General features: G+C 62.2%; 23 protein-coding genes. 8 read left to right on the top strand and 15 right to left on the bottom strand.

The genetic code is table 11. The features are described 5' to 3' along the window. Positions 1-72 precede the first annotated feature (72 nt). Positions 73-576, bottom strand: coding sequence for a YciE/YciF ferroxidase family protein (locus ACFOD4_RS10795; protein ID WP_379596325.1), 504 nt, complete (start codon positions 574-576; stop codon positions 73-75). Between the two features lie 1,046 nt (positions 577-1,622). Between ACFOD4_RS10795 and ACFOD4_RS10790 the strand changes: the two genes are divergently transcribed. Next, entirely contained in the window at positions 1,623-3,812 is a 2,190-nt protein-coding gene (locus ACFOD4_RS10790; RefSeq protein WP_379596323.1) for a glycosyl hydrolase, read from the top strand. A 185-nt stretch (positions 3,813-3,997) separates the two neighbouring features. On the opposite strand, the gene ACFOD4_RS10785 is transcribed toward ACFOD4_RS10790, so the two are convergent. Further along, complete coding sequence (locus ACFOD4_RS10785) at positions 3,998-4,150, bottom strand: hypothetical protein (protein WP_379596321.1); 153 nt, start codon at positions 4,148-4,150, stop codon at positions 3,998-4,000. Between the two features lie 413 nt (positions 4,151-4,563). Here ACFOD4_RS10785 and ACFOD4_RS10780 point away from each other — a divergent pair, with 413 nt between their 5' ends. Beyond that, positions 4,564-4,791: a hypothetical protein gene (locus ACFOD4_RS10780; protein ID WP_379596319.1), complete on the top strand. Its 228-nt coding sequence runs from the start codon at positions 4,564-4,566 to the stop codon at positions 4,789-4,791. Positions 4,792-5,082: 291 nt separating this feature from the next. Here the strand turns inward: ACFOD4_RS10780 and ACFOD4_RS10775 are convergent, their stop codons facing one another. The 3 genes from ACFOD4_RS10775 to ACFOD4_RS10765 all read right to left on the bottom strand — a co-directional run bounded on the left by ACFOD4_RS10775 (position 5,083) and on the right by ACFOD4_RS10765 (position 8,340). Beyond that, positions 5,083-5,922 carry an isocitrate lyase/PEP mutase family protein gene (locus tag ACFOD4_RS10775; protein ID WP_379596361.1) on the bottom strand — a complete coding sequence of 280 codons (840 nt, stop codon included), beginning with the start codon at positions 5,920-5,922 and terminating at the stop codon, positions 5,083-5,085. A 61-nt stretch (positions 5,923-5,983) separates the two neighbouring features. Continuing rightward, positions 5,984-6,820: a tripartite tricarboxylate transporter substrate binding protein gene (locus ACFOD4_RS10770; RefSeq protein ID WP_379596317.1), complete on the bottom strand. Its 837-nt coding sequence runs from the start codon at positions 6,818-6,820 to the stop codon at positions 5,984-5,986. Between the two features lie 626 nt (positions 6,821-7,446). After that, entirely contained in the window at positions 7,447-8,340 is an 894-nt protein-coding gene (locus ACFOD4_RS10765; RefSeq protein WP_379596315.1) for a pirin family protein, read from the bottom strand. Between ACFOD4_RS10765 and ACFOD4_RS10760 the strand changes: the two genes are divergently transcribed. Continuing rightward, entirely contained in the window at positions 8,324-8,839 is a 516-nt protein-coding gene (locus ACFOD4_RS10760; protein WP_379596313.1) for a hypothetical protein, read from the top strand. The two genes, ACFOD4_RS10765 and ACFOD4_RS10760, sit on opposite strands and share 17 nt — an antisense overlap. 242 nt (positions 8,840-9,081) lie before the next feature. On the opposite strand, the gene ACFOD4_RS10755 is transcribed toward ACFOD4_RS10760, so the two are convergent. Beyond that, on the bottom strand, positions 9,082-9,729 hold the full coding sequence (locus tag ACFOD4_RS10755) for a hydrolase (RefSeq protein WP_379596311.1): 648 nt from the start codon (positions 9,727-9,729) through the stop codon (positions 9,082-9,084). Positions 9,730-9,873: 144 nt separating this feature from the next. On the opposite strand from ACFOD4_RS10755, the gene ACFOD4_RS10750 reads away from it, so the two are divergent. Together ACFOD4_RS10750 and ACFOD4_RS10745 are read left to right on the top strand one after the other, a co-directional pair. Next, a complete protein-coding gene (locus ACFOD4_RS10750; RefSeq protein ID WP_379596309.1) occupies positions 9,874-10,767 on the top strand; it encodes a LysR family transcriptional regulator in 894 nt (297 codons plus the stop codon). 190 nt (positions 10,768-10,957) lie between these two features. Then, positions 10,958-12,709 carry a monovalent cation:proton antiporter-2 (CPA2) family protein gene (locus ACFOD4_RS10745; protein WP_379596307.1) on the top strand — a complete coding sequence of 584 codons (1,752 nt, stop codon included), beginning with the start codon at positions 10,958-10,960 and terminating at the stop codon, positions 12,707-12,709. A 251-nt stretch (positions 12,710-12,960) separates the two neighbouring features. On the opposite strand, the gene ACFOD4_RS10740 is transcribed toward ACFOD4_RS10745, so the two are convergent. Next, positions 12,961-13,434, bottom strand: coding sequence for a hypothetical protein (locus ACFOD4_RS10740; RefSeq protein WP_379596305.1), 474 nt, complete (start codon positions 13,432-13,434; stop codon positions 12,961-12,963). A 562-nt stretch (positions 13,435-13,996) separates the two neighbouring features. Between ACFOD4_RS10740 and asd the strand changes: the two genes are divergently transcribed. Next, complete coding sequence (gene asd, locus ACFOD4_RS10735; RefSeq protein ID WP_379596303.1) at positions 13,997-14,848, top strand: archaetidylserine decarboxylase; 852 nt, start codon at positions 13,997-13,999, stop codon at positions 14,846-14,848. An 89-nt stretch (positions 14,849-14,937) separates the two neighbouring features. Here asd and ACFOD4_RS10730 read toward each other — a convergent pair whose 3' ends face one another. The 3 genes from ACFOD4_RS10730 to ACFOD4_RS10720 form a co-directional block, all read right to left on the bottom strand. Next, positions 14,938-16,044, bottom strand: a complete 1,107-nt coding sequence (locus ACFOD4_RS10730) for an alpha/beta hydrolase (protein ID WP_379596301.1) — start codon at positions 16,042-16,044, stop codon at positions 14,938-14,940. Positions 16,045-16,451: 407 nt separating this feature from the next. Next, positions 16,452-16,928: a hypothetical protein gene (locus tag ACFOD4_RS10725; RefSeq protein WP_379596299.1), complete on the bottom strand. Its 477-nt coding sequence runs from the start codon at positions 16,926-16,928 to the stop codon at positions 16,452-16,454. Positions 16,929-16,936: 8 nt separating this feature from the next. Next, positions 16,937-18,238, bottom strand: coding sequence for a sulfite oxidase (locus tag ACFOD4_RS10720; protein ID WP_379596297.1), 1,302 nt, complete (start codon positions 18,236-18,238; stop codon positions 16,937-16,939). Positions 18,239-18,339: 101 nt separating this feature from the next. Between ACFOD4_RS10720 and ACFOD4_RS10715 the strand changes: the two genes are divergently transcribed. Together ACFOD4_RS10715 and ACFOD4_RS10710 are read left to right on the top strand one after the other, a co-directional pair. Further along, positions 18,340-18,852, top strand: a complete 513-nt coding sequence (locus tag ACFOD4_RS10715) for an RNA polymerase sigma factor (RefSeq protein ID WP_379596295.1) — start codon at positions 18,340-18,342, stop codon at positions 18,850-18,852. Then, positions 18,849-19,529 (top strand): anti-sigma factor family protein, encoded by a 681-nt coding sequence (locus tag ACFOD4_RS10710; RefSeq protein WP_379596293.1) that lies wholly within the window; start codon positions 18,849-18,851, stop codon positions 19,527-19,529. The genes ACFOD4_RS10715 and ACFOD4_RS10710 overlap by 4 nt, the downstream gene beginning before the upstream one ends. Before the next feature lie 466 nt (positions 19,530-19,995). On the opposite strand, the gene ACFOD4_RS10705 is transcribed toward ACFOD4_RS10710, so the two are convergent. From ACFOD4_RS10705 to ACFOD4_RS10685, 5 genes are all read right to left on the bottom strand, one after another. Next, positions 19,996-20,385 carry a type II toxin-antitoxin system VapC family toxin gene (locus ACFOD4_RS10705; RefSeq protein WP_379596291.1) on the bottom strand — a complete coding sequence of 130 codons (390 nt, stop codon included), beginning with the start codon at positions 20,383-20,385 and terminating at the stop codon, positions 19,996-19,998. Then, on the bottom strand, positions 20,385-20,627 hold the full coding sequence (locus ACFOD4_RS10700) for a type II toxin-antitoxin system Phd/YefM family antitoxin (RefSeq protein ID WP_379596289.1): 243 nt from the start codon (positions 20,625-20,627) through the stop codon (positions 20,385-20,387). The genes ACFOD4_RS10705 and ACFOD4_RS10700 overlap by 1 nt, the downstream gene beginning before the upstream one ends. Before the next feature lie 579 nt (positions 20,628-21,206). Beyond that, the gene (locus ACFOD4_RS10695) at positions 21,207-22,187 is read right to left on the bottom strand and encodes a tripartite tricarboxylate transporter substrate binding protein (protein ID WP_379596287.1); all 981 of its coding nucleotides are present in this window, start codon (positions 22,185-22,187) and stop codon (positions 21,207-21,209) included. A gap of 45 nt (positions 22,188-22,232) precedes the next feature. Then, positions 22,233-23,387, bottom strand: a complete 1,155-nt coding sequence (locus ACFOD4_RS10690) for an acyl-CoA dehydrogenase family protein (RefSeq protein WP_379596285.1) — start codon at positions 23,385-23,387, stop codon at positions 22,233-22,235. A 12-nt stretch (positions 23,388-23,399) separates the two neighbouring features. After that, positions 23,400-24,590: an acyl-CoA dehydrogenase family protein gene (locus ACFOD4_RS10685; protein WP_379596283.1), complete on the bottom strand. Its 1,191-nt coding sequence runs from the start codon at positions 24,588-24,590 to the stop codon at positions 23,400-23,402. Between the last annotated feature and the right edge of the window lie 19 nt (positions 24,591-24,609).

The raw sequence follows: 24,609 nt of genomic DNA, 5'->3' as shown, positions 1-24,609 counted from the left end.
CTGTTCCGTGAGCCAGTTGCAGAGCGCGTATGCGGAAGAAGGGGAGGCGTATCGCTCCCCCTTCGCACAGGCTCAGGCTGCCTGCTTGTTGACGTGACTCTCTGCGATGCCGGTTAGCTTCGCATCTGTGGCTTTCTCTTCCTCCAGGGTCTCCTGCAGGACACTTGCGCAGTCCTGGCGGCCAAGCTGCCTGGCCAGCGCCACAAGGGTTCCGTAGCGCGTCATCTCGTAATGCTCAACGGCCTGAGCGGATGCCAGCATGGCGGCGTCGAGCACCTGCGGGTCGTCGCAATCACCGATGACTTCCTTGGCCTCGGCCAGGATACCATCCATGGCGGCGCAGGTGACACCCTTCACCGGCTGGCCATGCATTTTGAACACCTTCTCTAGCCGTTGTACCTGGTTCTTTGTCTCGGCCAGATGCTGCTCGAAAGCACTCTTGAGTTGAGGATCGGACGCCTTCTCGATCATGGTAGGCAGATTCTTCGTGATCTGCTGCTCGGCATAGTAGATATCCTGCAGCGTGTGAACGAACAGATCGTCCAGCGTTTTGATCGGTTTGGAAAACAGGCCCATGTTTCGCTTCCTCTGTCGCGGAATGGCGTGCTGACCCGTGGCTTCGCTGACCGGGAACAAACATGCGATGCAGCGTAGGACTGCGCAAGCGCCACTGGCTTATGAACGACCGGGCCTTCCTGTCGTTGCCGCCGCTCGTCAGAGGAACGGTTTCGCGGATTGTGAAGCCTGCGTCTCAAGCGACTTCAAGGAGCGTCTCGTCCTCCGTTGCCAGTGCACACCAATGCTGCAAGAGGATGAAGTCCGCAGAAAGCAGAGCAACGCACTCCGTGCCGATTGCCGGATGCACGCGCCACGAACCAGCAGTCAGGCCATGAACCACCGGTGCGGCAACTGTGCCATTTTCTGGAGCTCGCGATGCCGATCGGCATTCCGTACAGGCTGTGGATCATCATGAGATTGGCGGCGTTCAGCACTCTTCTGCGACTCAGGAATCCCCGAACACCGATTCATCTTGGTGCCAGAGATGATCGGGCGTCTCAACATGGCCTCGCCGGATGGCTGGTCACTATTCGACAGTGCTTCCCATCAATCCTGCCGCTCCTCCCTGGGCCATGACCTGCATCTCCGTGTCGGAGATCAGCAGCCCTGGCATGGCCATTAAGCGATTGTGCAGATCACCCTCTTCGCCGAGGTGACACGTATGCCACAGAGCTGGTGCCTGCCCTGGCACTGCGTGGCTTCAGATCCCGTCAAGATAGCTAGTGGCCGTTGTTCATTAAGAGGCATTAGGTTCGGCCGCCTTGAGGCTCGGTATCACGCCCTTCCAAAGACCCTACGGTACTGGCCGCACGGCACGGTTAAGCCCTGACGTCGGTCCGGCTTCATGGCTGAAGCAGCATCATTCACGGATACGGTTGGAGCTTGCTGAAGGTCCTCACACGGCTCGATGAACATCCCCCCAACGGAAATTGTTAACTTTAAGCTCATGCCTGCCCTGCAGATGGCTGCGAAAGGACCTTCCCGGACTTAACTCAATCTTAAACTTTATCACTCACTTTTGAGTGATCGGCCCCGGCGGGTCCTCGATCGCGAAAGTGAGCCCCATGACCGCTCTCGGCGTCTACATCGATAACAGCAAGAGCCACGTCTACAGCTTCGAGAAGTGGCTCGGCCGCGAAGTGGATTTCGTTCATGCGGTGGTCGGCTTCCAAAACTGGACCGATTATCTGAACAGCGCCAAGTGGAGCGTGAACAGCCTGTGGAAAGATCTGGGGCGTGACCTCCACTGGTCGGTGCCCATCATTTCCAAGGACGGTAATCTGTGGAACGCCGCCAAGGGTGACTACAACAAGTATTACGAGCAAGTTGCCCTGACGATCCTCAATGGAACGCCGGGCACGGACAAGATCTACATCCGGACCGGCTGGGAGGCGAATGGCACCTGGTTCTTCTGGAACGCCATCGGTAAGGAAGAAGCCTTCAAGGGCGCCTTCCGCGAGTTTGTCGAAACCTTCCGCGAAGTGTCTGACCGCTTCATCTTCGAGTGGAACGTATCACAAACCAGCGGCGGCCTCGATCCGGCGAAGATCTATCCCGGTGACGACGTGGTCGACATCATCGGCATGGACTTTTACTACAAGCCTGAATTTCACGGCTACGATGCCACCAAGGGCTTTGCCTACATCCGGGACGATGTCTACGGCCTGCAATGGCTGGAAAATTTCGCCAAGCAGCACGGCAAGCCCACCTCCTATTCCGAATGGGGTGTTCAAGGCGATTACTCGGCAGAGTTCGTGAAGCTCGCGAAGGCCTGGTTCGACAGCCACGATGTGGTTCTGCAATCTTACTGGGACTCGAATTCTGACTATCCGGGCAAATTGTCCGATAACAGCGATCCCACCACCGGCGCCGCCTACAAGAAGTTCTTCGCCGGCCCCAGCACCGTTGAACTACCCGATGGAGGCGGTGCCAAGCCTCCTGTGGTGCCGGAGCCCTCCCTTCCGACCGACAATGGTCTGGTAGCCCAGCCAAGCGGCGCCTGGGAATTTCAGTCTTGGGGTGGCAAGGCGTGGATTGGCAGCAGCAGCAATGACTGGCACCAATCCAGCGGCGGCGGAGACACCATGCGAGGTGGCAAGGGCGACGACACTTACGTGGTGTCCGCCGTCGGCGACAAGGTCATCGAAGCCGCTGGCCAGGGCGTTGACACTGTGCTGACCTGGATCGGCAATTACACCCTGCCCGAGCATGTCGAGAACCTGACGTTGACCGGGGCCGGCTGGTCAAATGGGACTGGGAACGGGTTGGCCAACATCATCATCGGGAATGACAGCCCCAACCTGCTGAACGGGAAGGGCGGCAACGACATCCTGACTGGTGGGGGCGGCAACGACACCTTTGTTATCACCAAGGGTGAAGGCAGCGACATTATCACCGATTTCAGGGCCGGCTCTGGCCTGACCGATGTCATCAAGCTTGATGGCCTGGCTTTCAAGGACTTCGCCGCGATCAAGGCGGCCGCGCGGCAATCGGGTGCGGACACGGTCATCAACCTCGGGGATGGGCAGAGCCTGACCCTGCGCGGCGTCAAGGTAGGCAGCCTTGCGTCCGACGACTTTGCCCTGGTCAATATCAAAGCTCCCATCGTCGCAGCGCCGGCGCGCCCCCCTGTCGCCGAGGAACCGACCATGCTGCCCAACGGGGCCGCACCGGCGAAGTGGTTGTACGGCACAATCAAGTCTGAAACGTTGACCGGAGGCGGCGGCCATGACGGGTTCAAGGGCAATGGTGGCGGTGACACCCTGAAGGGCGGCGTCGGCGACGATACCTATGTGATCTACTCGGCAACCGACAAGGTGATCGAGTACGCGGGCCAAGGGATCGACACGGTGCAAACCTGGCTGTCCAGCTACACCCTGCCTGATCAAGTCGAGAACCTCACGATCACCGGTGGTTCCTGGACCACGGCTTTCGGAAACGCGCTTGCCAACAGGATCACGGGCAACGGTGCACCCAATGTCTTGGACGGACGCGGCGGGAACGATGTGCTGACCGGTGGAGGCGGCAGCGACACCTTCGTGATTACGAAGGGCCTCGGCCATGACACCATCACTGACTTTGAAGGCGCCGGTCGGGCCGGCGGGGACACGCTGCTCCTGAAGGGCTTTGGCCATGGCGCCAACCTCAGTCACCAAGGCGACGAATGGTCGGTCCATGCGGCTGATGGCAGTGTTACCCGCCTCACCATCGACAACGTCACCAGCCTCGCTGCTCACGACTATGTCTGGGGGTAAGCGCCCCAGCGAGGCTCAGGGCCTACGATCATGCTCTTGCGCACTCATCGTGCTCCGGTTTCTTGATGGACGAAGGTCGCGCTATAGCCGACGCAAGGAGGATCGGGCGGATCGGGATTGCCGCCAGCTTCCAAGCCGGTGAAGAACATAGCCAGCGGAACCCATCGACCAGGGCGCTGAGTCGCTCAACCTTTCTTGGCAGCAGCTGGATCCGGCACAGGAGCCGATTTTTGGGGCGAAAACTGCTCCATGATCTGTTCAGCCTGTGCAAGCCATTCGGCGATGCTTTCCGGGCTTAGATCCTTAGGCGACAGCGACGCACACTGGGTCAGGAGCATTCTTTCCTCCACTACAATCCCAGGTAGTATTCTGGCGCAAGCCCAACTTATTGGAAATCACCCTTCCGTTACTACGCTGCAGGCCTCGCTCTCTGCAGGTGACGCATGCGCGGCAGGGTGAAGATAGTAATATATTGTTTCTACTTATCGGTTTTTGTTATTTGGTTCCTTATGGCACGGACCATGTTGCTGGAAACGTCCCTCAGAAAGATCAGGGGCTGCCTTAAGCCGGAAAGCCAGAATTGTTTGTGCGGGGTCTGGTTGCGGAGGCGCTCAGCTTGGCCAAGCTGCGGCTCACCTGATCAGTTTGCCCCACAATCTGGAGCAGAACCCTGATGCACTGATCCGTGTACGGCACATGCGATTGGTCAGGTCGCGCAAGACGATTTTTGCATAAGCGCCGTTATCATGGCATGCTCAAGCAGGAGGCCGTGCTGAACCTCGACAACCTCGCCGAAGTAACGGGCGAATTCGGCCGCCTGTGCAGCACCGCTCAATCCCTATCGGTAAGCCACAGCACCAACAGTGCGGCCGCTTTGATGCGCCATGCCTTGCACGCCATGGAGCAGGCCCGCCGACTTGCAGATGTCAAATCCAGGCTGTCGGACGAACAACACCGGCCCACCCGCTGGAGCGTCTAGCCCCGAAAAAGCAGCTCAGCGGCCTCAGTCGTGACGAGATACATGTAAGAACCTCGCCTGCCTGCGAGCCAAGCTAGACACGAAGCAAGCAGGTGACATCCTGAGCTTCTTACCGCTTCAACAATCCGACCACCTCAAGACCATCAGCGCTTGAACCATCCAGTCGGAGCAGGAGCCGTCGGCCCTACCCTAGGGGCCGACGGCTGGCGTCGTTAACAACGTCTTCACCGGGGCGGTGGCCCGGAAGCTCTAAGCAAGGAGCTGTCTCCACGGCCACAGGAAAAGCAGTTCTTACAGCCGGAACCGTGCCGCCTGCTGATCGTAGTCAGCGTAGCCCAATAAAGTGGTGAGTTCAGACGGCGGCAGTGCCGCTTGCGCTTGAGCTTCTCCTGCCACCAAGGCGGCAAGACCCGCCTTGATCCCCGCCGCTACCGGAGACAGCAGCCCGGTCGGATAGGCACCGATCTTCAGTCCGAGTTCCGCCGCCCGTTGCTGAGACGGTGTTTCGCGGGGAGCGCCAGGCGATAGAACCGCGAAAGTCGGCCGGCCGGCCGCTGCGGCGACAGAGCGCCGCACCTCCTCTTCGTCGGCCGGTGAATCAAAAAACAGGATGTCAGCACCTTCCTCTACGAAGGCCTCAATGCGTGCCAAGGCTTCGTCAAAACCCTGCGTAGGCCGGCAATCGGTCCGGGCCATCACCAGGATACCGGAATCCTTTGCGGCCTCCACGGCGGCGCGGACCTTCATGCGCGCTTCATCGCGGGGCAGGCACGGCTTCCCACCACCGCTGAGCGGGCGTGGCGTGATCTTATCCTCGATCAGGATGGCTGCTGCGCCTGCACGTCCATAGGCCCGAACCGTGCGCTGCACGTTCATCGCATTACCATAGCCGTGATCGGCATCCGCCAACACCAGAAGCTCAGGCGCGGCGCCGCGCACCATGTTGAAGGAGTCGTACATCTCCGCAAACGACACGAGATCGAGGTCCGGCCCGCCCAGACGCGCAGCGGCCACGCAGGAGCCGGATAGAAATGCGGTCTTGAAGCCTGCCTGAGCCGTTAAACGGGCGCTGAGCCCGTCCCACACAGCGGGCATGACAATGAAGCCGGGTTCAGTGAGCAAGGCACGCATGCGCTCAGGTGCAGTCATATCCGGTTCACTCCGGTTGGAAACAGGATCGAGGAGCCAGCGGCTATTCCCGCCATGGCTGCCGTTGCCATAATGCTCGCAGCCTGGCGTCGTCCTCCAGGTACAAACTGCGCTGCTCCTCGCCGGTCATCACCCGCAAAGGCAGAGAAAGGCGCGCAGCTTCCCGGATCCATGCGGGATCGGAAAGCGCCTCCGCGAAGGCGGTCCGGAAGCGGTCGCGCAGCGCGGACTGCATGCCAGGCGGTCCGATCACCCCGCGAACCGAGCCCGCCACCATGTCTATCCCTTGCTCGCGGAAGGTCGGCACCTCAGCAGCTTCCTGCCACCGCGCTGGCCCGCCCTGACCAAGCAGCCGTAACGAGCCCTGCCGAACCAGCGCGATGCCCTCGCTCACGTTCAGTGACCCGGCGGCGATGTCCTGCGCCAGAACGCCCTGGATGATCGGCGGTGTGCCAGCATAGGGCACGTGGGAGAAGCGGGCCCTGGTGGCTTCCTGCAGGGCAAGGATAAGGAGGTGGTCGTCCGTGCCAATGCCGGCGCTCCCGATCGAAATGCGTTCCGGCCGTTCGCGGGCAGCCTCCACCAGATCCTTCATGCTCTGCAACGGGGAGTCGGCGCGCACAAAGATGCCGCCGGGATCCTCCACCACGTTGGCCAGATAGGTCAGGTCCTGCACGCGATACCGGACCTGCCGCTCGATCGGCAGAGTGATTAGGTTCGGCGTCTGCGCCACGCCGATGGTGTAGCCATCGGGTTCCGCCGCGGCAACGCTCTCGAAGGCCAGCTGGCCAGAGGCATTGGGACGATTGATCACCACCATGCTGGCGTTGCCTAGGCGAGGCGCGACGAAGGGAATGATAGCACGTGCATAAGCATCCATGCCCCCGCCGGCGGGACCGGGACAAATGATCTGGATGGGTCGCTCCGGCCAAGCGGCGTGAACAAGCCGGGGAGCTGCTAGACTCGCCATCAGCGTAAGCAGGACGTGTCTCCGGCGCAGTGGCATACCCGCTCCTCCTTCACGGCCGGTCGAGCCCCGGGTGCTGATCGGATGGTGCTCGTCACCAGGAACTCACGATAGCAGCGAATTGGTTGGCGCCCAGCAAATTTGGCGACCGACTCATCTCAGCAGGCGAACATCCGGGAGACGTATTTGAGGCGACGGACCCTGCACCCGGTGGCGTGGCGTCCAAGGTGGAGAAAGCTGATCCAGCACTTCCAAAGCCGGATCCGCCCCGGCAAATAGGGCGAAGGGGCGCCCTGCTCGTTGCTGCCTCGCCCATGTGCCTTCCAGGCATGTCAACGGGGTGCCTTCGCGATGCCAGCCCTAGCTGAACAAGGATACCCGGCTCTCTCGCATAGATCCGGAGAGGCTGTGTCGCGCAAGCGGAGGAAAGATCCTGCCTACGCAAGGCGCGGGATCACTGGTTTGCGCAGGCACGGCATTCCGGGGTCTGAGTACGCTTGTGAGCTGTGATGGCGCAGCCGCCGCCCCTTACCGCGCCCTCAAGAGATCGCCCGTACAGAGGGTGCTGTATCGTCCGGAAGAGGGATAAACTCAACGTCATCAGCATCAGGTAGCTTCATGCCACCAGCCCTCCATTCTGACGCAGCCTGGCGGAGGCGATCCTTCGAGGACGACACGAAGTTCCAGTAGATGAAACGTTCGCCGACCGGTTCGCCGCCGAGAACCATCACAGTGGATTCCTTGAAGGCCCTGACCCGCGAACCGGTACTGCCAACGACCAACAGCTTGCCCGACCCATAGCGTCGGCCATCCATCTCCACCTCACCGGTCGCGATGTAGAGAGCGCGCTCCTGATAACCTGCAGGAATTTCAGCGCTCGCGCCTGCAGCCATGTCGAGATGTGCGTAGAAGAGCGGCGAGTGTGTCTTGGTTGCGGCAGTCAGGCCATAAGCGCTGCCGGCGATGAGATGGCCTCTTACACCTGCCTCGTCCCATTGCGGTAGATCGACGCCGGAGTAATGAGAGAACGAGGGGGCCGTCTCTTCCAGCTCCTTCGGTAGGGCAACCCAGGCCTGGATGCCATGGATGCGATCACCCTGCAGACGAGCGCGCTCCAGCCGTTCACTGTGGGTGATGCCGCGACCGGCAACCATCCAATTGACCTCCTGGGGCCGGATCGCCTGCTCGTATCCCAAACTATCCCGGTGCATGATCTCGCCAGAAAACAGGTAGCTTACAGTTGACAGGCCGACATGGGGATGCGGGCGAACGTCGACGCCATGATCCACTCCTGCAGGGATCTGCGTCGGACCCATGTGGTCGAAGAAGATGAAAGGCCCGATCATGCGACGCTTGGAAAATGGCAGCACTCGGCCGACTTCAAATCCGCCACCTAGGTCGTGACGACGTTGATCAATGACCATCTCAATCATGAGTTCACTCCCAGCCTTCAACAACGTCAAACATCCTGGCGACAATGCCGCCGGCATTTCTGTCGCTCCGACGGCCTTCTTGGTTCGTGCGACGATCGTCATTCTGCCTATCAAGGCCGTCGTCGCCTCGCCACCGAAAGGCTGCACCTCAGCGCAGTCAACAGACGAGCACTTAACGAACATTGTTCGCCTGGCCACCCGGGACCGCTCACACAGCACCGAAACCAGCGTTGTCCACTGCTATCTGCTCGGCCCGGCACGCAAGTTGTGCCGCGCCGGCAGGAATGCGTGGCACAGTAGCATGCCCAGAACACGTCCAATCTGGAGCGTCCAGGCCATCACGACGCGCAGAACCATTCCGACAAGACCCGGTGTCACTCTGAATGCCGACTCTGTTGATCAAGCCGTATACTCCAGAACCATCGAGTGGACTGGACGCCTCATCAACCCGCAATCCCCGGAAATCGCCATCGGTGAGAGCACAGCTTTAGGTGCGTGATAGTCAACGGACTGGCTCTTGAAGTTCGAAACCTTGGCGGCCGCAACCGACCGCCAAAGTGTTTAGGAGCGAAGGGTCATTACAACTCTGCTTCGCATCTTTAACGCGCTTCCGACAGCAAGCTGAGCGGTGCCGGGATTGATTGTCTCGCACCAAGACCTTCGTCAAATCGACCAGCCGGCACCTTCATCTGCTATGGAGCAACACACTCGGTTGACCTCGTCACCCGCGTACAACTAGTCCTAGTTGCTCTCGACCGGCGTCTTGAGGAGCTGCTGCTCCCACAAGTAAGCAATGCCGGTGCCGCCGAGGTGCGAGACGAGCACGTCGGTCAACTCATCAACATGCTCGGTGCGAGCCCAATCCCGCTGCCATTCGCCTGCGAGAGCCATCCAGGTCATCACATTCGCACCAGCCGCAATCATTCGCTGAATTGCGACCTGGTGTGACTCCATTGAGACCCCGCCCGACGCATCGGTGATGACGGTCACGTCCCAGCCTTCACCAATAGCCTGGATGACAGGCATGGCAACGCAGACCTCAGTCCACAGCCCTGCGATAATCAGTTGCTTGCGGCCGGTCGCCCTGACGACGTCCACCACCTTCTCGTCCTGCCAGGTGTTCACCCAGGTCCGGTCAATCACTTCCTGATCCGGGAAGACATCGGTGATCTGCTTGAACAGAAGCCCCCCACGAGCCGCGAGAACACTGGTAAGGATAGTTGGAACCCTGAAGGCCTTTGCGAGCTTCGCAAGCGCGGTCACATTGTTGACGACGGCCTGAGGATCATGGCTGTTCACGTTTGTAAGCTGAAAGGCCTGATGATCGATCAGAACAAGAACTGAATCTTCAGGACGAAGAAGTGAATCGAGGCCATTTCGGAAGCTCATGACATATCCTTTGCTGCGGTTGCACTGATTGGTCTGTCCAGGACGCCAATCGGTTGCGCATCACCCTGAGGATTGTTGCCACTGGCTTCGCTGATGCGGTAGCACCGCTTGGTGATGTGCTGTGTTGCACAGCGGGGAACGCCGATGGAAATCGAAGAACTGCGTACATTCGTGGAAGTCGCCGATGCAGGTGGCGTTTCATTCGCCGCGCGCCGGCTCGGAGTGTCCAAATCCATTGTCAGCCGGAGGCTTGCGCGGCTTGAAGAGGATCTGGGCATTCGACTGCTGGCGCGCACGACCCGCGGTGCGGCGTTGACCGAAGCCGGGCAAACCTTCCGCGATTATGCTGCAAGAGTCTGTGCCGAGATCGACATCGCCAAGGAGACGATCCTGCCTGCAGGTGATCTACGTGGCCGTTTGCGCGTGTCCGCGCCGCTGACCTTCGGACCGACTCACTTTGCCCCGGTGCTCGCTGAGCTGGCAAAGCGTCATCCGAAGCTTCAAGTTCATGCAAGCTACACTGATCGGTTTGTCGATCTGATCGGAGAGGGCTTCGATTGCGCAATTCGCATCGGCCATCTTCCCGACTCCAACATGGTTGCAAGACGGGTCGGACTGATTTACGCAACATACGTTGCAACGCCGGAGTATATTCGGAAGCATGGTGCGCCCGAAACTCCCGAGGAGTTCGTGACGCATCAAGTTGTGATGCAAGGAACAGAAAGTTGGCGCGTGGTGGACGGCGACAGGGTCGTCACACTAAAGCCACAAGGTCGTTTTACAGCCGACAACGCGGTTGCTCTGGTGTCCGCCGCGTTGGCCGGACTCGGCATTGCCGGTTTCCCTACAGATCTTATCCGGGATCATCTGGAGTCCGGCGCACTTGTTCCGATCATGACGCGCTATCCGCCGCAGGAGGTCGGCATCTATGTGGTGCGACCGCCGGATCAGAATCCGACGCGCAAGATACGCGTGCTGACCGAAATGCTGATCGAATGCTTCGGGCAGACGTACCAGAAGCGGTCTGGCAAACAGTGAATCCGGCCCGGTGTTCCGCCCCCTGCGACACAGCACACCTGGAAATCGTACTACCAAAGCGCATGGCAGACGGGCAGAACTTGCTGGGAGCATCGCGTGGCTGGGCACAGTTAGCGCCTGATCGCTAACGATGTTGCGCGTTTCATGGCCGATCCTGGTCGCAGAACGTTTGGAGCGAAGGAAAGGCGAGATGGCTGAGGCAGGTCTTGGACAAACGATTGGGCCCGCAGTTGCGCTGATGAGCGCTGCCGTCATCGCTGTCCCTTTGTTTCGCCGGCTCGGTCTTGGATCGGTGTTAGGCTACTTCGCGGCGGGTGTAATGGTCGGTCCATCGATGCTTGGCCTGTTCACCGATACCCAGTCGATCCTGCACTTCTCCGAGCTGGGCGTCGTGATGTTTCTATTTGTGATCGGGTTGGAGCTGCGTCCGCAAAAGCTATGGGCTTTGCGGAGCCAGATCTTTGGCCTTGGTCTCGTGCAAGTCGCGCTGGCCATCGGCGCCCTTGCGCTGACGGCCATGCTGCTGTTTGGCATGTCGCCCTCAGCTGCCTTTGTCGCCGGAGCGGGATTCGTCCTGTCTTCGACCGCGGTCATCATGTCAGTGCTTCAGGATCGAGGCGACATTTCCAGCGAGGAGGGCCAGAAGTCGGTAGCGATCCTGCTGTTCGAGGACCTGATGATCGTGCCGCTCCTGGCGGTGGTCGCTTTCCTGTCCCCATCGTCGCATGAACAAGCTGGCCTGATGGATGGTTTTCTGGCGCTCGCTGCGCTCTTGCTCTTGCTAGGCGTGGCGCGCTGGGGTCTGAACCCCTTCTTCGCCCTTCTTGCCCGTGCGCGGACGCGTGAGGTGCTGACGGCCGGAGCGCTGCTCGTTGTCCTGGGTGCGGCCTTGCTGATGGACCTCGTCGGCCTTTCGATGGCAATGGGCGCCTTCCTCGCCGGAGTGATGCTGTCGAGCTCAAGCTATCGCTACCAGATCGAAAGCGACGTGGAGCCATTTCGCGGACTGCTGATGGGCCTGTTCTTCCTTGCGGTCGGCATGTCACTGGATCTGTCGGTCGTCGCAGTTGAATGGCCGTTTCTCATGTCGATGTTGGCTGCGTTCACGATCGCCAAAGGCATAGTTGTATATGCAGTCGCGCGCTTGTTCCGGAATTCCAGTTATCAGGCGCTACATCGCACCTCGATGTTCATCCAAGGTGGCGAGTTCGCCTTTGTGCTCTATACAGCGGCAGCAAAGGGCGGCGTGATTGACGCGCGCGAGAATGCACTGTTTGCCACCGTTGTCATTCTTTCGATGGGCATTACGCCGCTATTCACAATTGCCGCGGACCGGTTATTGCGTACTCAGGCATCGATGCGCGACGTCGATGTGGCTCGCGCCCTCAAGGGGCGGGTCCTGATCATCGGTTTCGGTCGCTTCGGACAGATTGCTTCACAGGCCCTGCTGGCGAAGCGCATCGATCTCAGCGTCATCGACAACAATCCTGACCGCATCCGCGATGCTGGGCGTTACGGCTTCAAAGTTTTCTTCGGTGATGGTCTCCGGCTTGACACGCTGCGCCACTCCGGGGCCGGCAGTGCCGACGCGATCATGATCTGCATCGACGATCCTAAGGCTGCCTTGCAGATCGTAGAGCTAGCTCAGCACGAGTTTCCGCAAGCCCGGCTCATGGTGCGCAGCTATGATCGCCGGCATGCAGTGGATTTAATCCGTGCCGGCGTCGATTTTCAGATCCGCGAGACGGTTGAGTCCGCCTATCAAATGGGCGCGGAAGGCCTGCGAGCTTTGGGTTACACTGCCGCTGAGGTCCAGGAGATCAGTGCGGACATCCGTCGCCGCGATGAAGAGCGCTTGTCGGAGCAGGTCCAGGGGGACGCCATGTCAGGGCGAGATCGGCTGCTGCTGCATCCTGCTCCAGAACCGCTCATTCCACACTGATTGTTGCGTTCGAACGAGCATGGCGGCCATGGCGGTCTCCATCGGCAGCTCCAGCCTGTGCAGCTTCAGGTTAGCTGTTGCTTGTATCCTTCTGCACGGCGTGACCCATCCTGGAATATCCTGCTTCTGAGTGCCTCTACCTGGACTTGCCCTGGTGAAGCAGCTCGGCCGGGCCTCTCGTCCTGCAAGGCGCAGCTTCATCGAAATGCAACGTCATCCTCGACCCGGCCCGCCGCCCCTTCCGCGCCCGCTCAGATCGCCGGATCAACACCGTTCTTGCCGACGGTCAGGCGCACAGCAGTGATCTGCCCATCAGGCTGACGTGAAGCGTTCATGAAGACGGCGGCGCCTGGCACAAGATCCGCACGATCGGCAGGCACAGGCATCAGCAGCGGTGTTTCCGGCGGCACCCGCAGTGGCACACTCTGACCATTGATGCTCAGCGTCAGTTCACTACTCCCACCACTTTCCACAAGCGCCTCAACCGGCCCATCATTCATGGAAGTACCCGGCGCAAGGTCCCAAGCCACCTGCCGTTCGGCAATCCGCATGCCCGGCGGCAGAACGGTGATCGCAATGGCCTTCAGTACGCCGTCTGGCCCTGGCTCGGCTACGGCCCCGACCGAGTTACCTTTGGTGATGTCCACGAGGGCTACCCGCCGCAACGCAGAGACGGTCAGGTTGTCCGCCAGCGTCACACTGATAGCAGTGCCGTCCCGTGCCATGACGCGAAGCACCTTGCCGTCGTGGCCGATGATGCGGCCACGGATCCGCAACGGGGTGGGAGCCGGAGCTGGTGGCGAGTCCGGTGCTGTTGTCTGTGCGAGGAGCCAGCGTGGCATCATGGCCGAAAGGCCCGCTAAGGCGGCGGCCCCTACTAGGGATCGGCGGAACAGAACGGGCATGACATGTCTCCGACAGCAGGAATACACCAGACTTTACTCGCTTCTGCAGCGCGATGCTCGATCAGCCATGCAGGCAGGCTAACACCCATAGGCGATGCAATGGGAGAAAGTTGTGACTTGGAGTGGACGACCGGGGATGTCCTGCGGCAAAGGATCGTGCTGGCAATCAGACGCTTGCCCTGCGCCTCTGCCGTGAAGTGCGATGGCGGCCGAAAGACCTTGATTGCCTTTCGGACGGAAAGGCCGCAACCGTACTGAAGACGGCCGGGCTGTCCAGCGTGACGAGAGGTAGGGCTTGTCCGGCAGTGAGCTTCAGCGAGCCAAACTACTTTCATGGAGGTGCATGTCGCTATAAGAGCTACGTCTTTATCCGAGCATTATCATGTCCGATCGTCTGAGCCTGATGCTCCAGCACTTGCTGCCAAAGCAACGCTTGACCACTCTTGCCGGCCGCGTTGCCGGAGTGCAAGGCAGCTCGCTGACGCCTCACCTGGTCCGGTGGTTTGTGCGCAAGTACGGCGTCGACATGAGCGAGGCCGAGGATCCGGACATTGCCAGCTACGGAAGCTTCAATGACTTCTTCACCCGCTCGCTCAAGGCGGGCGTGCGTCCGCTGGCGGCGGCCGAGTTCGTCTGCCCGGTTGACGGCGCGATCAGCCAGTTAGGCGCGATCGACGACCACCACATCCTGCAGGCCAAGGGTCACCGATTCACCACAACCGAACTTGTTGGCGGAGACGCCGCATTGGCAGCCCAGTTCCGCCATGGCAGCTTCGCCAACCTGTATCTGTCTCCCAAGGATTACCACCGCCTGCACATGCCTTGCGATGGCAAACTTCAACGCATGATCTACGTGCCCGGCGCGTTGTTCTCGGTGAACCCGGCGACCGCACGCGGCCTTCCAGGGCTGTTCGCGCGCAACGAGCGCGTGGTGTGCATCTTTGAATCGTCGCAGCACGGGGTGTTCGTGATGGTGCTTGTCGGCGCGACCATCGTCGGCAGCATGGCCACGGTGTGGCACGGTGTGGTCAACCCGATACGCACCAACAAGGTCTCCGAGTGGAGCTATGCCGACCAGGATATTGTGCTGAGGAAAGGGGATGAGATGGGCCGTTTTCTTCTCGGCTCAACGATCGTGATGCTGTTTAAGCAGAACGTCATTATCTTCAACAGAGATTGGGCACCGGAACGGTCTGTGCGCCTGCGCGAGCGGATGGGCGATTGCCCTACATGAGCATCTTCCGGTCCGCCACGCAGAGCCAATCATTGTTCCTTGACTGAGATCACCAGCGTTACCCGGCAGCTCGCTCCTACCCCATAGGCTCAAAGGTTCGTGGCAGTGGATGCCAGCTCAATCAGCCGCTGCGCTACGGCATTTGGCTGCTCCTGCTGCACCCAATGCCCCGCGCCAGGGATGAGGTGTAGACCGCGGAAATCGGCGCACGCTTCTTCCTGCATGCGTGTCAGGGCAAAGGGACTCTGGTGGATGCCCCAGTCGCTGGCGCCAGCAATGAAGATGGTTGGAACCTCGATCCGCCTGCCGCTGAACAGGGTAAGATCAGTGGCATTTGCCCCACCCGTGGCGCAGCGATAGGATTGCAACCCACCTGCGAAGCCGGTGCGGGAGTATTCTGCGACGTAGACGTTCAGCTCGGCATCCGTGAGCCAGGATGCCTCAGTGGCTGGCATGTATCGGGACACCGCCTCGGGCATCGTCGCATGCAGCGGCATGACGTAGTAGTCCGGTAGCTTCGCCAGCTCTTTCGCGGTCCAGGCACTTAGCGGGAAAGGTTTGTTGCCAGGCCAATCGGCACTCTTGTGGTGGTAGTACGCGCGTAGAAAGGCGTGGAGCCCCTGCTCTGGGTGATCCATATCTCCTGCTGCACGGCGCTCGGCATAATACCACTGGTAGTGCTTGCGCGGCACATCCAGCCGCGCAAGGTCGGCGCCTATGTCTTGCCCCGAAGATCCTCCAAATCGCGGAGGTCCCGCGAAAGGCGCACTCATGAGCGCCAGTCGTCGGAAAACATCTGGACGGATCAAGGCAGACCAGGCCGCGACCGGAGAGCCGTAGTCATGCCCGACCAGCGTATGGATCTCCTGCAGTCCCAGCGCTTCTACCAGGGCGAGTTGATCGCGCACCATGTTGAGCATCTGGAACGGCGAGAGCGGCTCGTCATAGCCTGCCGTCCAGCCCGTCGTGCGTCCGTATCCGCGGAGATCCGGCGCAATGACATGGAAGCCGGCGCCGGCCAAGGCTGGCATCACCTTGCGCCATGAGAAGGCGAGTTCGGGGAAGCCGTGCAGCAGCAAAATGGCAGGCTCCCCGGTCTGCCCAGCTTCCAACAGATGAACGGAAAGGCCGTTTACCCCAGGAAGGATGCGGCTGCGGATGCCGGCGGGGAGCGAGGCAGGATCAAACGGCGTCACGCTGCATCATCTCCTTTCCCAAGATCGGGCCTCCTCGCGATTCTGCCACCACCAGGCACCACTGCGCGCTCATGCAACCTCTCCCTCTCCCGGACGAAGCCATTGGCCTCGGGAGCATACCCAATCCAGCCCATGGAGAAAGGTCAGGTCAGGCCGATCCATCATTGGACCTGCACGCCGCCTTCCCCTGGATGAAAGCAGCCCTTCTCTGACTCGGCGGCGCAGGCAGGCCGCTTTGAACCTGGACCATTGTGAGGGTCTTAGGCGACTGATGCGGCCCTTGCCTCGCCGCCGGGTGCTTTGTGAGCGCCTTTGGCAAGGCAAGGGCTGCTGTGCCGCGGTGCACCAGTGCGGCCGCCCAAATAGGCAGGAACGTCGATCTGGTGCGATGGTCGCCCGCAACTTCGCTAATCGGTCAGAAAGGGGTTCCGCGCCCTGGGACTGGTACTCCGGCCTGGAAAGGCGCCCGCGAGGTAGTCGACGATCAACACCCGCGTTTCTGGTTGAAGCGGCGCCATGTTCTGCTTTTCCACCATCCAGTCAATCAGGGCGTCCCACCGCTCCCGCGTTAACCCCGAGCGGCGGATGATCGCGGTAGAATGACAGGCGGTGCAATTGGTGAAAGTCTCCTCCCGACCGTCGCCGGCCGGTAAGATATCCTCGGTCTCCGCAGGGGCCTGCACGGCCGCCAGCCTTTCGTTCTCCGCTCTCGCTGCGGCGACGCGGGCCTGCTCGGCTCGTTGTGCCTCGGCGAAGGCCAGCGCCGCCGGCGTAGGCGGATGAGGTTCGCGAGGTTCCGGCTGAGCCCACCAGCCCGCCTTCTGCCCACCCAGTGTAATCGTCACCAGCACCAGCAACCCGGCTACCATTCGGCTCAATGTCACAGCGAGGCTTACCCGACCAGGATCGCAGCGCGGCCAATGGCATTGGCGCCGTAGCCTTGGGGGTTCCAATTGGCTGCTGCATGCGGCTGCATTCTTCCCTTGGCGTCAGTGGCTCTGTGCCAAAGCTCGAAGTATCCGTCCGACGGCAGATCCACCGCGCCGGACCATCGTTGCCAGCTGTAGCGGTTGGGTGGCGGCGACACCGCCATCTCGTGCCAGGTGGCGCCAAAATCCAACGAGACGTGCACCGCGCGCACTTCCTCGTCGCCGGCCCAAGCGTGGCCGCGCAGGTCGATGCGCCGGGTATTGGCCGGCACCCGCGTCCCATGCGCGAGGTTGGTGAGCACCGATCGCACCGGCATCGAGGCCATGTCGGCGAAGGTGGCGCCATCGTTCTGCGAACCGGGCACGATCGGACGAACCGGCAGGCGATAGGAGGTGCCGCCCATGCCCTGGCCCCGGTGCGGCTCGGCCAGCAGAGTGATCCGCGTCAGCCATTTCTGCGACAGCGAACCAGGCCAGCCTGGCACCACCAGTCTCAGCGGGTAGCCGTGCAGCTGCGGGATCGGCTGCCCGTTCATGCGGGTGGCGATAAGCGTGTGCTCCTCCATCGCCTTCACGGCCGGCATCCCGCGCGAGATGGCGGCACGGTCCGTGGCCCCCGATAGGTGCGGATCGGCGCCGAAGTGACCGGTGAAGCGCGCACCCTCCTTCGGTCCTGCGGCACGGATCACGTCGCGCAGCCGCACCCCCGTCCACTCGCAATTGCTGATCGCGCCGTTATTCCACTGGTTGCCGCGAGTTTCCGGTACGAAGGCGGACCGGCCATTGCCTCCGCACTCCATCTGTAGCCGCAACGTAACCAGCTCGAAGCGGGATTCGAGCTCACCCAGTGTTAGGTCGAGTGGCATGTTCACCTCGCCGTCGAGCCTGAAGCGCCAGGTCTTCGGATCGGCGGCGAAGCGCTCGGGGATCTGCCCATTGTTGCGGACGAACATCTTGTCTGCGGGCGTCACGTCATCGTCAAGCATGGTCTCCGGCGTCTCGGCCACCAGTGGACGCTCACCGAGCAGGATCAGCGGCGCCTTGCCGTCCATCCGCAGCACCGGCACGTCGCCTGAGGCCTGCGCCAGCGCAGCAGGCAGCAGCCCACGCGGCATCCGGCTGGAGAAAGGCATGGCCGCACCAAACGCCGCACCGATCGCGGCGAGGGATGCGCCCTTCAAGGCGCCGCGCCGGCTCCAAGTCGGCGGCTCGAAACGCTCCGGATCATCGGCGAAGAGCTCCGCCAGGATGCGCTCAGTCTTCATGCTCGCATGTCCTCCCCGGCCGCCTGGAGCGACGGCCCATTGTTCTAGAGACGGACGGGGCGGCTGTTTTATTCCCTGGCCGCCACACTTATCCTGCGGCGGTGTCTAGACAACGCGACCTGCTCGCACGCCACGGTGCGACGTTGCACCGCTACGCCAGGGCGCTGGCGGGTGACCCCGACCTCGCCCGCGACCTGTGGCAGGAAGCTGCAGCGCGTGCTCTGGCGGCGCGTCCACCCCGCGGCACAGAGGCGGAAGCACGGGTGTGGCTGTTTCGCATCCTGCGCAACGCCTTCCTGGACGCGACCAGGCATGCCCGCGTGGCGCGTGAACACCGGGCGGCGGAGGAGGCATTGGCGGGGCAGGAATGGCGCCGGAGCGAGCCCGCACTGGCACAGGTCGCGGTTGCCCAGGCCCTTGCCCGGCTACCGGATCCGCAGCGCGAAGTGGTGGCGCTGGTGGACCTTGCCGGCTTCACCTATCTGGAGGTCGCCGACACGCTCGGCTTGCCCAGGGGCACGGTGATGAGCCGGCTGGCCCGGGGTCGTGCAGCGATGCTGGCAGAATTGAGCGGGAGCAGCGTCGTCGTCCCATTGCAAAGGAAATCGGTGTGAGCGGCATGGATGAGAGGTTGAACGGCCTGCTGGACGGTGAGTTATCACCGGCCGAGGCCGCGGAGACGGCCTCTGTGCTGCGCGACGATCCTTCGCTTGCCACAAGGTTCGCGGATCTGGCGAGGCTGAGGGCCAACACCGCGACCATCGACGCCAACATGACGATGCCCCCGATCCCCGAAGCGCCGACCCGGCGGTTTGTCCCATGGCCAATGATGCTGGCTGGAGCGGGCCTGATCGCCCTTTCGGTTGTTGCGACGCTCCTCATCTCCCAGCCGGCGCAGGAGCCGCCGCCCCTCGCCGCCCATCGCCATTTTCTGTTCACCGCTGCGGACGCGGCGGGTGCCACGGCCGGCCTTCCTGACCTTTCCGCTGCGGGCTTGCGGCTGGCCCGAATTGAGCCAGCCGGTGGCGGAACCTATGCCGGCTATGTCGGGCCACGAGGGTGCCGTCTCGGCGTCTGGCTCGGTCCCCGGGATGGCCTACCCCCGGACGCTAGCCGGGATTGGCGTAGCGAGACCATGGAACGCGCGGACGGCATGGTACTGTGGATCGTGGCCACGCTTGCCATGGATGCCGACCGCTTCGCAGCCCTGGCTGAGGCCCTCCGCTCCGGCCCGGCGGCCGGCGCGACGCTGCTGGCAAGCGCCTCCGCCCGTTCCGCCTGCTTGTCCTGACGGAGGAAGATCGAGGGGACACCTCAACCTCTACGCGGCCCTGTAAGCCGCATTGTCGCCTCAGGCGATGCTTGGCTTCTCTGTGAAGGCTTGGCGGCCGGACTGGAAGGCAGGTGCAGTTCCAGTGCTGATTCGGCCGATGCCGCACAAGAGCTCTATGCCGTGCTTCCGTAAAGCAAGAGCCTGATCGATGCTCGAGCGGGTGCGTGAGGCACGAACCCGATCAGCGTTGACCTGGCAATGGCCGTGTTCTGGCACGTCTAAGCCCCCTTCCGTCCCGGCTCGGCTAGGCTGGCTGCCGATGCGACGACCTACGGCCTTCCGGTCTTTGGGGCACTTGCCGGTGCAGGCTCCACCCTGTGCCAGCTGAGAACAGCACAGGCTCTAGCGGATCCGACAATGGTTCCAACCATCCGACAGGCCGTGCCGTTGGCGCTCCGCATGCCGTCACCACCGGAACTGAAGGTCATCGAACGAATGTCACGAGCTCAGAGTAAACTGGCAGACGGGCATCGGCGGTGTAAAAGCGTACGGGTTCACTCATAGCCTGTGCCACCAGGAGCCGATCAAAGGGATCACGGTGATGCGGCGGCAGCTCAGAAACCAGGATCGCCGCGGCGGCCCGTACCGGGAGTTCAACAAAGCCGGTTTCAAGCGCGGCTTTCAGGACCTCCTGCGGCTCGCAGGCAAAGTCTGGGCGCCCGAGCCCGGCCTTGATGGCGATCTCCCATAAGCTGGCTGCGCTGAAGAGAACTTCGTTATCCGGATCTTCCAACGCCGCACGCGTCACGGCATCCAGCCGTTCAGGGCTTGCCAACGCCCAGAGAAGCAGATGCGTATCCAGCAACAGCCGCATCAGCCTTGCTCGAACGCAGCCAGTACATCGTCCGCAAGGGGCGCGTCGAAGTCTTCCGGGATACGAACCTGCTCAGACAACCGGCCCAGGCGGCGCCGTGGTTTTTCTGCCACTTCCTGCAGCGGTACAAGGCGCGCGATCGGGCGCCCGGCACGAGCGATGAGGATCTCTTCCCCGGCGGCGGCCGCATCAACCAGGCGAGAAAGGTGAGTTTTGGCAGCGTGAATATTGACGGTCTGCACATGAAGCTCCCGACACTTGACCATAAGGTCCAACCTTCTAGTCTAGTTCAACTTAGCTAGTTTCGCTATCTCGTCAAGGTTTCCCCTCTCCACTGTTACTGGCGAGGAGGGAGTCTCCCACAATGAATCAATAACCCATCCTTCAGACCGCCTTGAGGGTGTGCCTTCATCACCCTTCCCACCGATCATTGTACGACACTGCCACCTGCAACGACGTGGAACGGCAGCTTTAGGCCGCAGCGGACGCTGACGGTGTTCAACAAGGCGGATGTCTCCCGGTGATTGCCGATGAGCCGCAAAGGTTGGAAGCGTACAACCGAACCCCCTTGAACTGCGGCCCGGTTCCGCCTTCAGCCAGTTCGCGCGCCCGGACTTCAAAGCGCCCACGCAAGGTCTGCCTCGCTAGGGTCGGCGTTCCTCAGCCAGTCGCGCACTCACAGCGTATCGATCGACGCATGGACCGCTCGGCAGAGAGCGACTTGCCGTGCACCCGCCTGAGCCAGCCTTTGTGGAGCAGGCCCGCAATCTCGTCAGCATCCCACCGATCTCAGGACAACGCGCAGAGGTGCTTCCCTGCTCTCAGCCAGCGCGCAGACCCAGGCGCCGTATCATCTCGCCATCGTCACGGTATTGCCGGCGGGCGGCCGCAGCGTAGTCCTCGCTGTTCAAGTAGGCCACCGACATGTCGTAGCGATCGAGAACCCCGCGATGCAACGGGTCCAGCAGCGCCTCGTGAAAGGCATCGTGCAGCACCTTTACCACCTGTGGGTCCAAACCGGCCGGACCGGCCAGGCCGTAGGGCGAGTCGGAAACAATGTTGATGCCTGCCTCGCGCAGCGTCGGCACCTCTGGAAAGCGCTTGGCGCGGGTCGGCCCCCAGGTGCAGAGTAGGCGCAGCCGCCCGTCCTTCACCAGTTCCGCCCAGGTACTGGAATCCGACGACGAGGTGATCTGGCCGGCCAGCAGTGCCTGGAGGTTCTCCGCCGCGCCGCGGAACGGCACATGCGTCCACTCAATGCCCTGCCCTCGGCCGATCTGCTCCATGGTGATGTGCAGCGAGGTGCCGGCACCTGGCGATCCATAGGTCACCTTGCCTGGATTGGCCTTGGCATGGGCCAGGAACTCGCCAAAGGTCTGCCACGGCGCATCAGCCCGCACCACTGTGCCGAACAGGTACCCCGTCAGCTGCAGGATCCAGGTAAAATCCGCCAGCGGGTCAAAGGGCGGCTTTTCAACCATCTGCGGATAGCGGAACACCGAAACCGGCATCTGCGACAGCGTGTAGCCGTCGGGGCGAGAGCTCACCAGCGCCTGCGCGCCCAGGATGCCTCCGGCGCCGGACTTGTTCTCGACCACCACCGGCTGCCGCAGCCGCTGCGAGGCAGCCTCGCAGAGCGCGCGCATCAGCACATCGGTCGCACCGCCCGGCGCCCAGGGCACCAGCACACGGAACGCCTTGCTGGGAAAGCGCTCCTGCGCCAGAGCCGGCATGGCCAGCCCGCCGGCCAATCCTCCGGCCGCACCAAGAAAACCTCGACGTCCCTGCGTCAACTTCGTCATCCGGCATCCTCCCTGGCCGCCCCGGTGTTCCGGGTGCGGTATCGCCTACTCCGCCTCCACCAGCCCATCCGCCTCGCTCACCGCCCGCAGATGGTGGTCAGTGTCGCCAAGGGACTTCTCGATCATCGCCAGCCGCTTGAAGGCGTGCCCCGCTTTGTATTCCAACGTCATGGCGATACCGCCCTGCAACTGTATGGCCTCCTGACCCACCTTGCGGGCGGAGTTGTTGATCTGCACCTTGGCGGCCGAAATCGCCGGACGCCGAAGGGCGGGATCGGCCTCGTCTGCCATCATCGCCGCATACAGCGCCATGGAGCGCGCCTGTTCCACCGCCACCAGCATGTCGGCGGCGCGATGCTGCAGCGCCTGGAAGGAACCGATCGCCACACCGAATTGCTGCCGTGTCTTCAGGTACTCCACCGTGCCGCGTTGCAAATCCTCCATGATGCCGACAGCCTCGGCACAAAGGGCCGCGATCGCCACATCCACCACCTGCTCCAGCAGCGTCAGGCCGGCATCCACCTCGCCGAGCACATCCTCAGCGCCCAGGCGAACGCCCTCCAGCAGGATATCGGCGGCCCGCAACCCGTCCTGCGTGGCCATGCCGGTGCGGGTGACACCCGGTGCCGTCGCATCCACCAGAAACAGCGTGATGCCGTGCCGCTCCGTCCGCGTCCCCGCGGTGCGGGCACTGATTACCAGCCGGCCGGCGCTGTCGCCATGGAGCACCGCGACCTTGCGCCCGTCGAGCACGAAGCCTTCGCCATCGCGCCGTGCAGTGGTGGCCACGTCATGCAGGCAGTAACGCGAGCTTGGCTCCAGCTGCGCCAAAGCCAGGGTCAGCTTACCCGCAGCCAGCAGCGGGATCAGCTCGGCTCGCTGCGCCGCCGTAGCGCCGTGGCGCAGGAAGCCGCCGCCCAGCACGACCGTGGAAAGATACGGCTCCACCACAAGGCCGCGGCCGAACGCCTCCATCACCAGCATGGTTTCCACTGGGCCGCCACCGATGCCGCCTTCCTCCTCGCCGAAGGGCAGGGTCAGGAGGCCAAGTTCGGCAAAGCCAGACCATAGCTCCGCGCTATAGCCGCCGGGGCCGGATTGATGCCGGCGGCGCTTCTCGAAATCCCCGTAGGCGTCGTCGATCATGCGATCGACGCTGTCCTTGAGAAGCCGCTGTTCATCCGTCAGGTCGAAATCCATGGGGAGCGTTCCTCAAAGGCCCAGAAAGGCTTTGGCGATGATGTTGCGCTGGATCTCGTTGGAGCCGCCGTAGATCGAAACCTTGCGCGCGTTGAAGTAGAGCGGCGCGATCGCGTCCATGCCGTCGCTTTCGGGCGCGTTGTGCCCGGCCGGATGGTCCGGTGCCGGCTGCGCGTAGGGGCCGGCGATGTCGAGCAGCAACTCGGTTGTCGCCTGTTGCAGCTCCGAGCCCTTGATCTTCAGGATCGACGAGGCCGGATCGGGCTTGTCGGCGTCGCGGTGCCGTTGTGCCGCCACCACACGCATCTGCGTGATCTCCAGTGCCTTCAGCTCCACCTCGATGGCAGCAACGCGGCGACGGAGATCGGCATCCTCCCACAGGCTGCGGCCACCCGCCTCGGTTTCCCGCGCCAGCCGCTTGGCGCGGGCGATACGCTGCTTCGACATGCCGATGCGCGCAATGCCGGTGCGCTCGTTGGACAACAGAAACTTGGCGTAGTCCCAGCCCTTGTTCTCCTCGCCGACCAGGTTCTCCACCGGCACCTCGACCTCGTCAAAGAACACCTCGTTCACTTCATGCGCGCCGTCGATGGTGAGCACCGGGCGCACGGTGATGCCGGGCGACTTCATGTCAATCAGCAGGAATGAGATGCCCCGCTGCTTCTTGGCCTCACGGTCGGTGCGCACCAGGCAGAAGATCCAGTCGGCATGCTGGCCGAGCGTGGTCCAGGCCTTCTGGCCGGAAACGACGTACTTGCCATCGCGCTTTTCGGCGCGGGTCTTGAGCGAGGCAAGGTCGGAGCCGGCGCCGGGCTCGGAAAAACCCTGGCACCACCAGATGTCCAGGCTGGCGGTGGGCGGCAGAAAGCGCTTCTTCTGCTCTTCGCTGCCGAAGGCGGCGATCACGGGGCCGACCATGAAGGTGTTGAACTGCAACGGCAGCGGCACGGCGGCGCGCTGCATCTCCTCGGTGAAGATGTAACGCTGTACGGGCGTCCAATCCTTGCCGCCCCACTCCACCGGCCAGTTGGGCGTCGCCAAGCCATGCGCGTGCAGGATGCGCTGCGAGGTAACGATGTCTTCCTTCGACAGGTGCCGTCCTTCGCCCTGCTTGCGGCGGATCTCGGCCGGAATCTCGCTGCGGAAGAAGCGGCGGAGCTCGTCGCGGAACGCGATCTCCTCCATCGTGAAGCGCAGGTCCATGCTGTGATCCTCCCTTTAC

This window comes from Teichococcus globiformis (assembly GCF_042646265.1).
GTDB lineage: Bacteria > Pseudomonadota > Alphaproteobacteria > Acetobacterales > Acetobacteraceae > Pseudoroseomonas > Pseudoroseomonas globiformis.
Note: the sequence above shows the minus strand (reverse complement) of the source record. Positions and strands in the feature narration are given on the sequence as shown.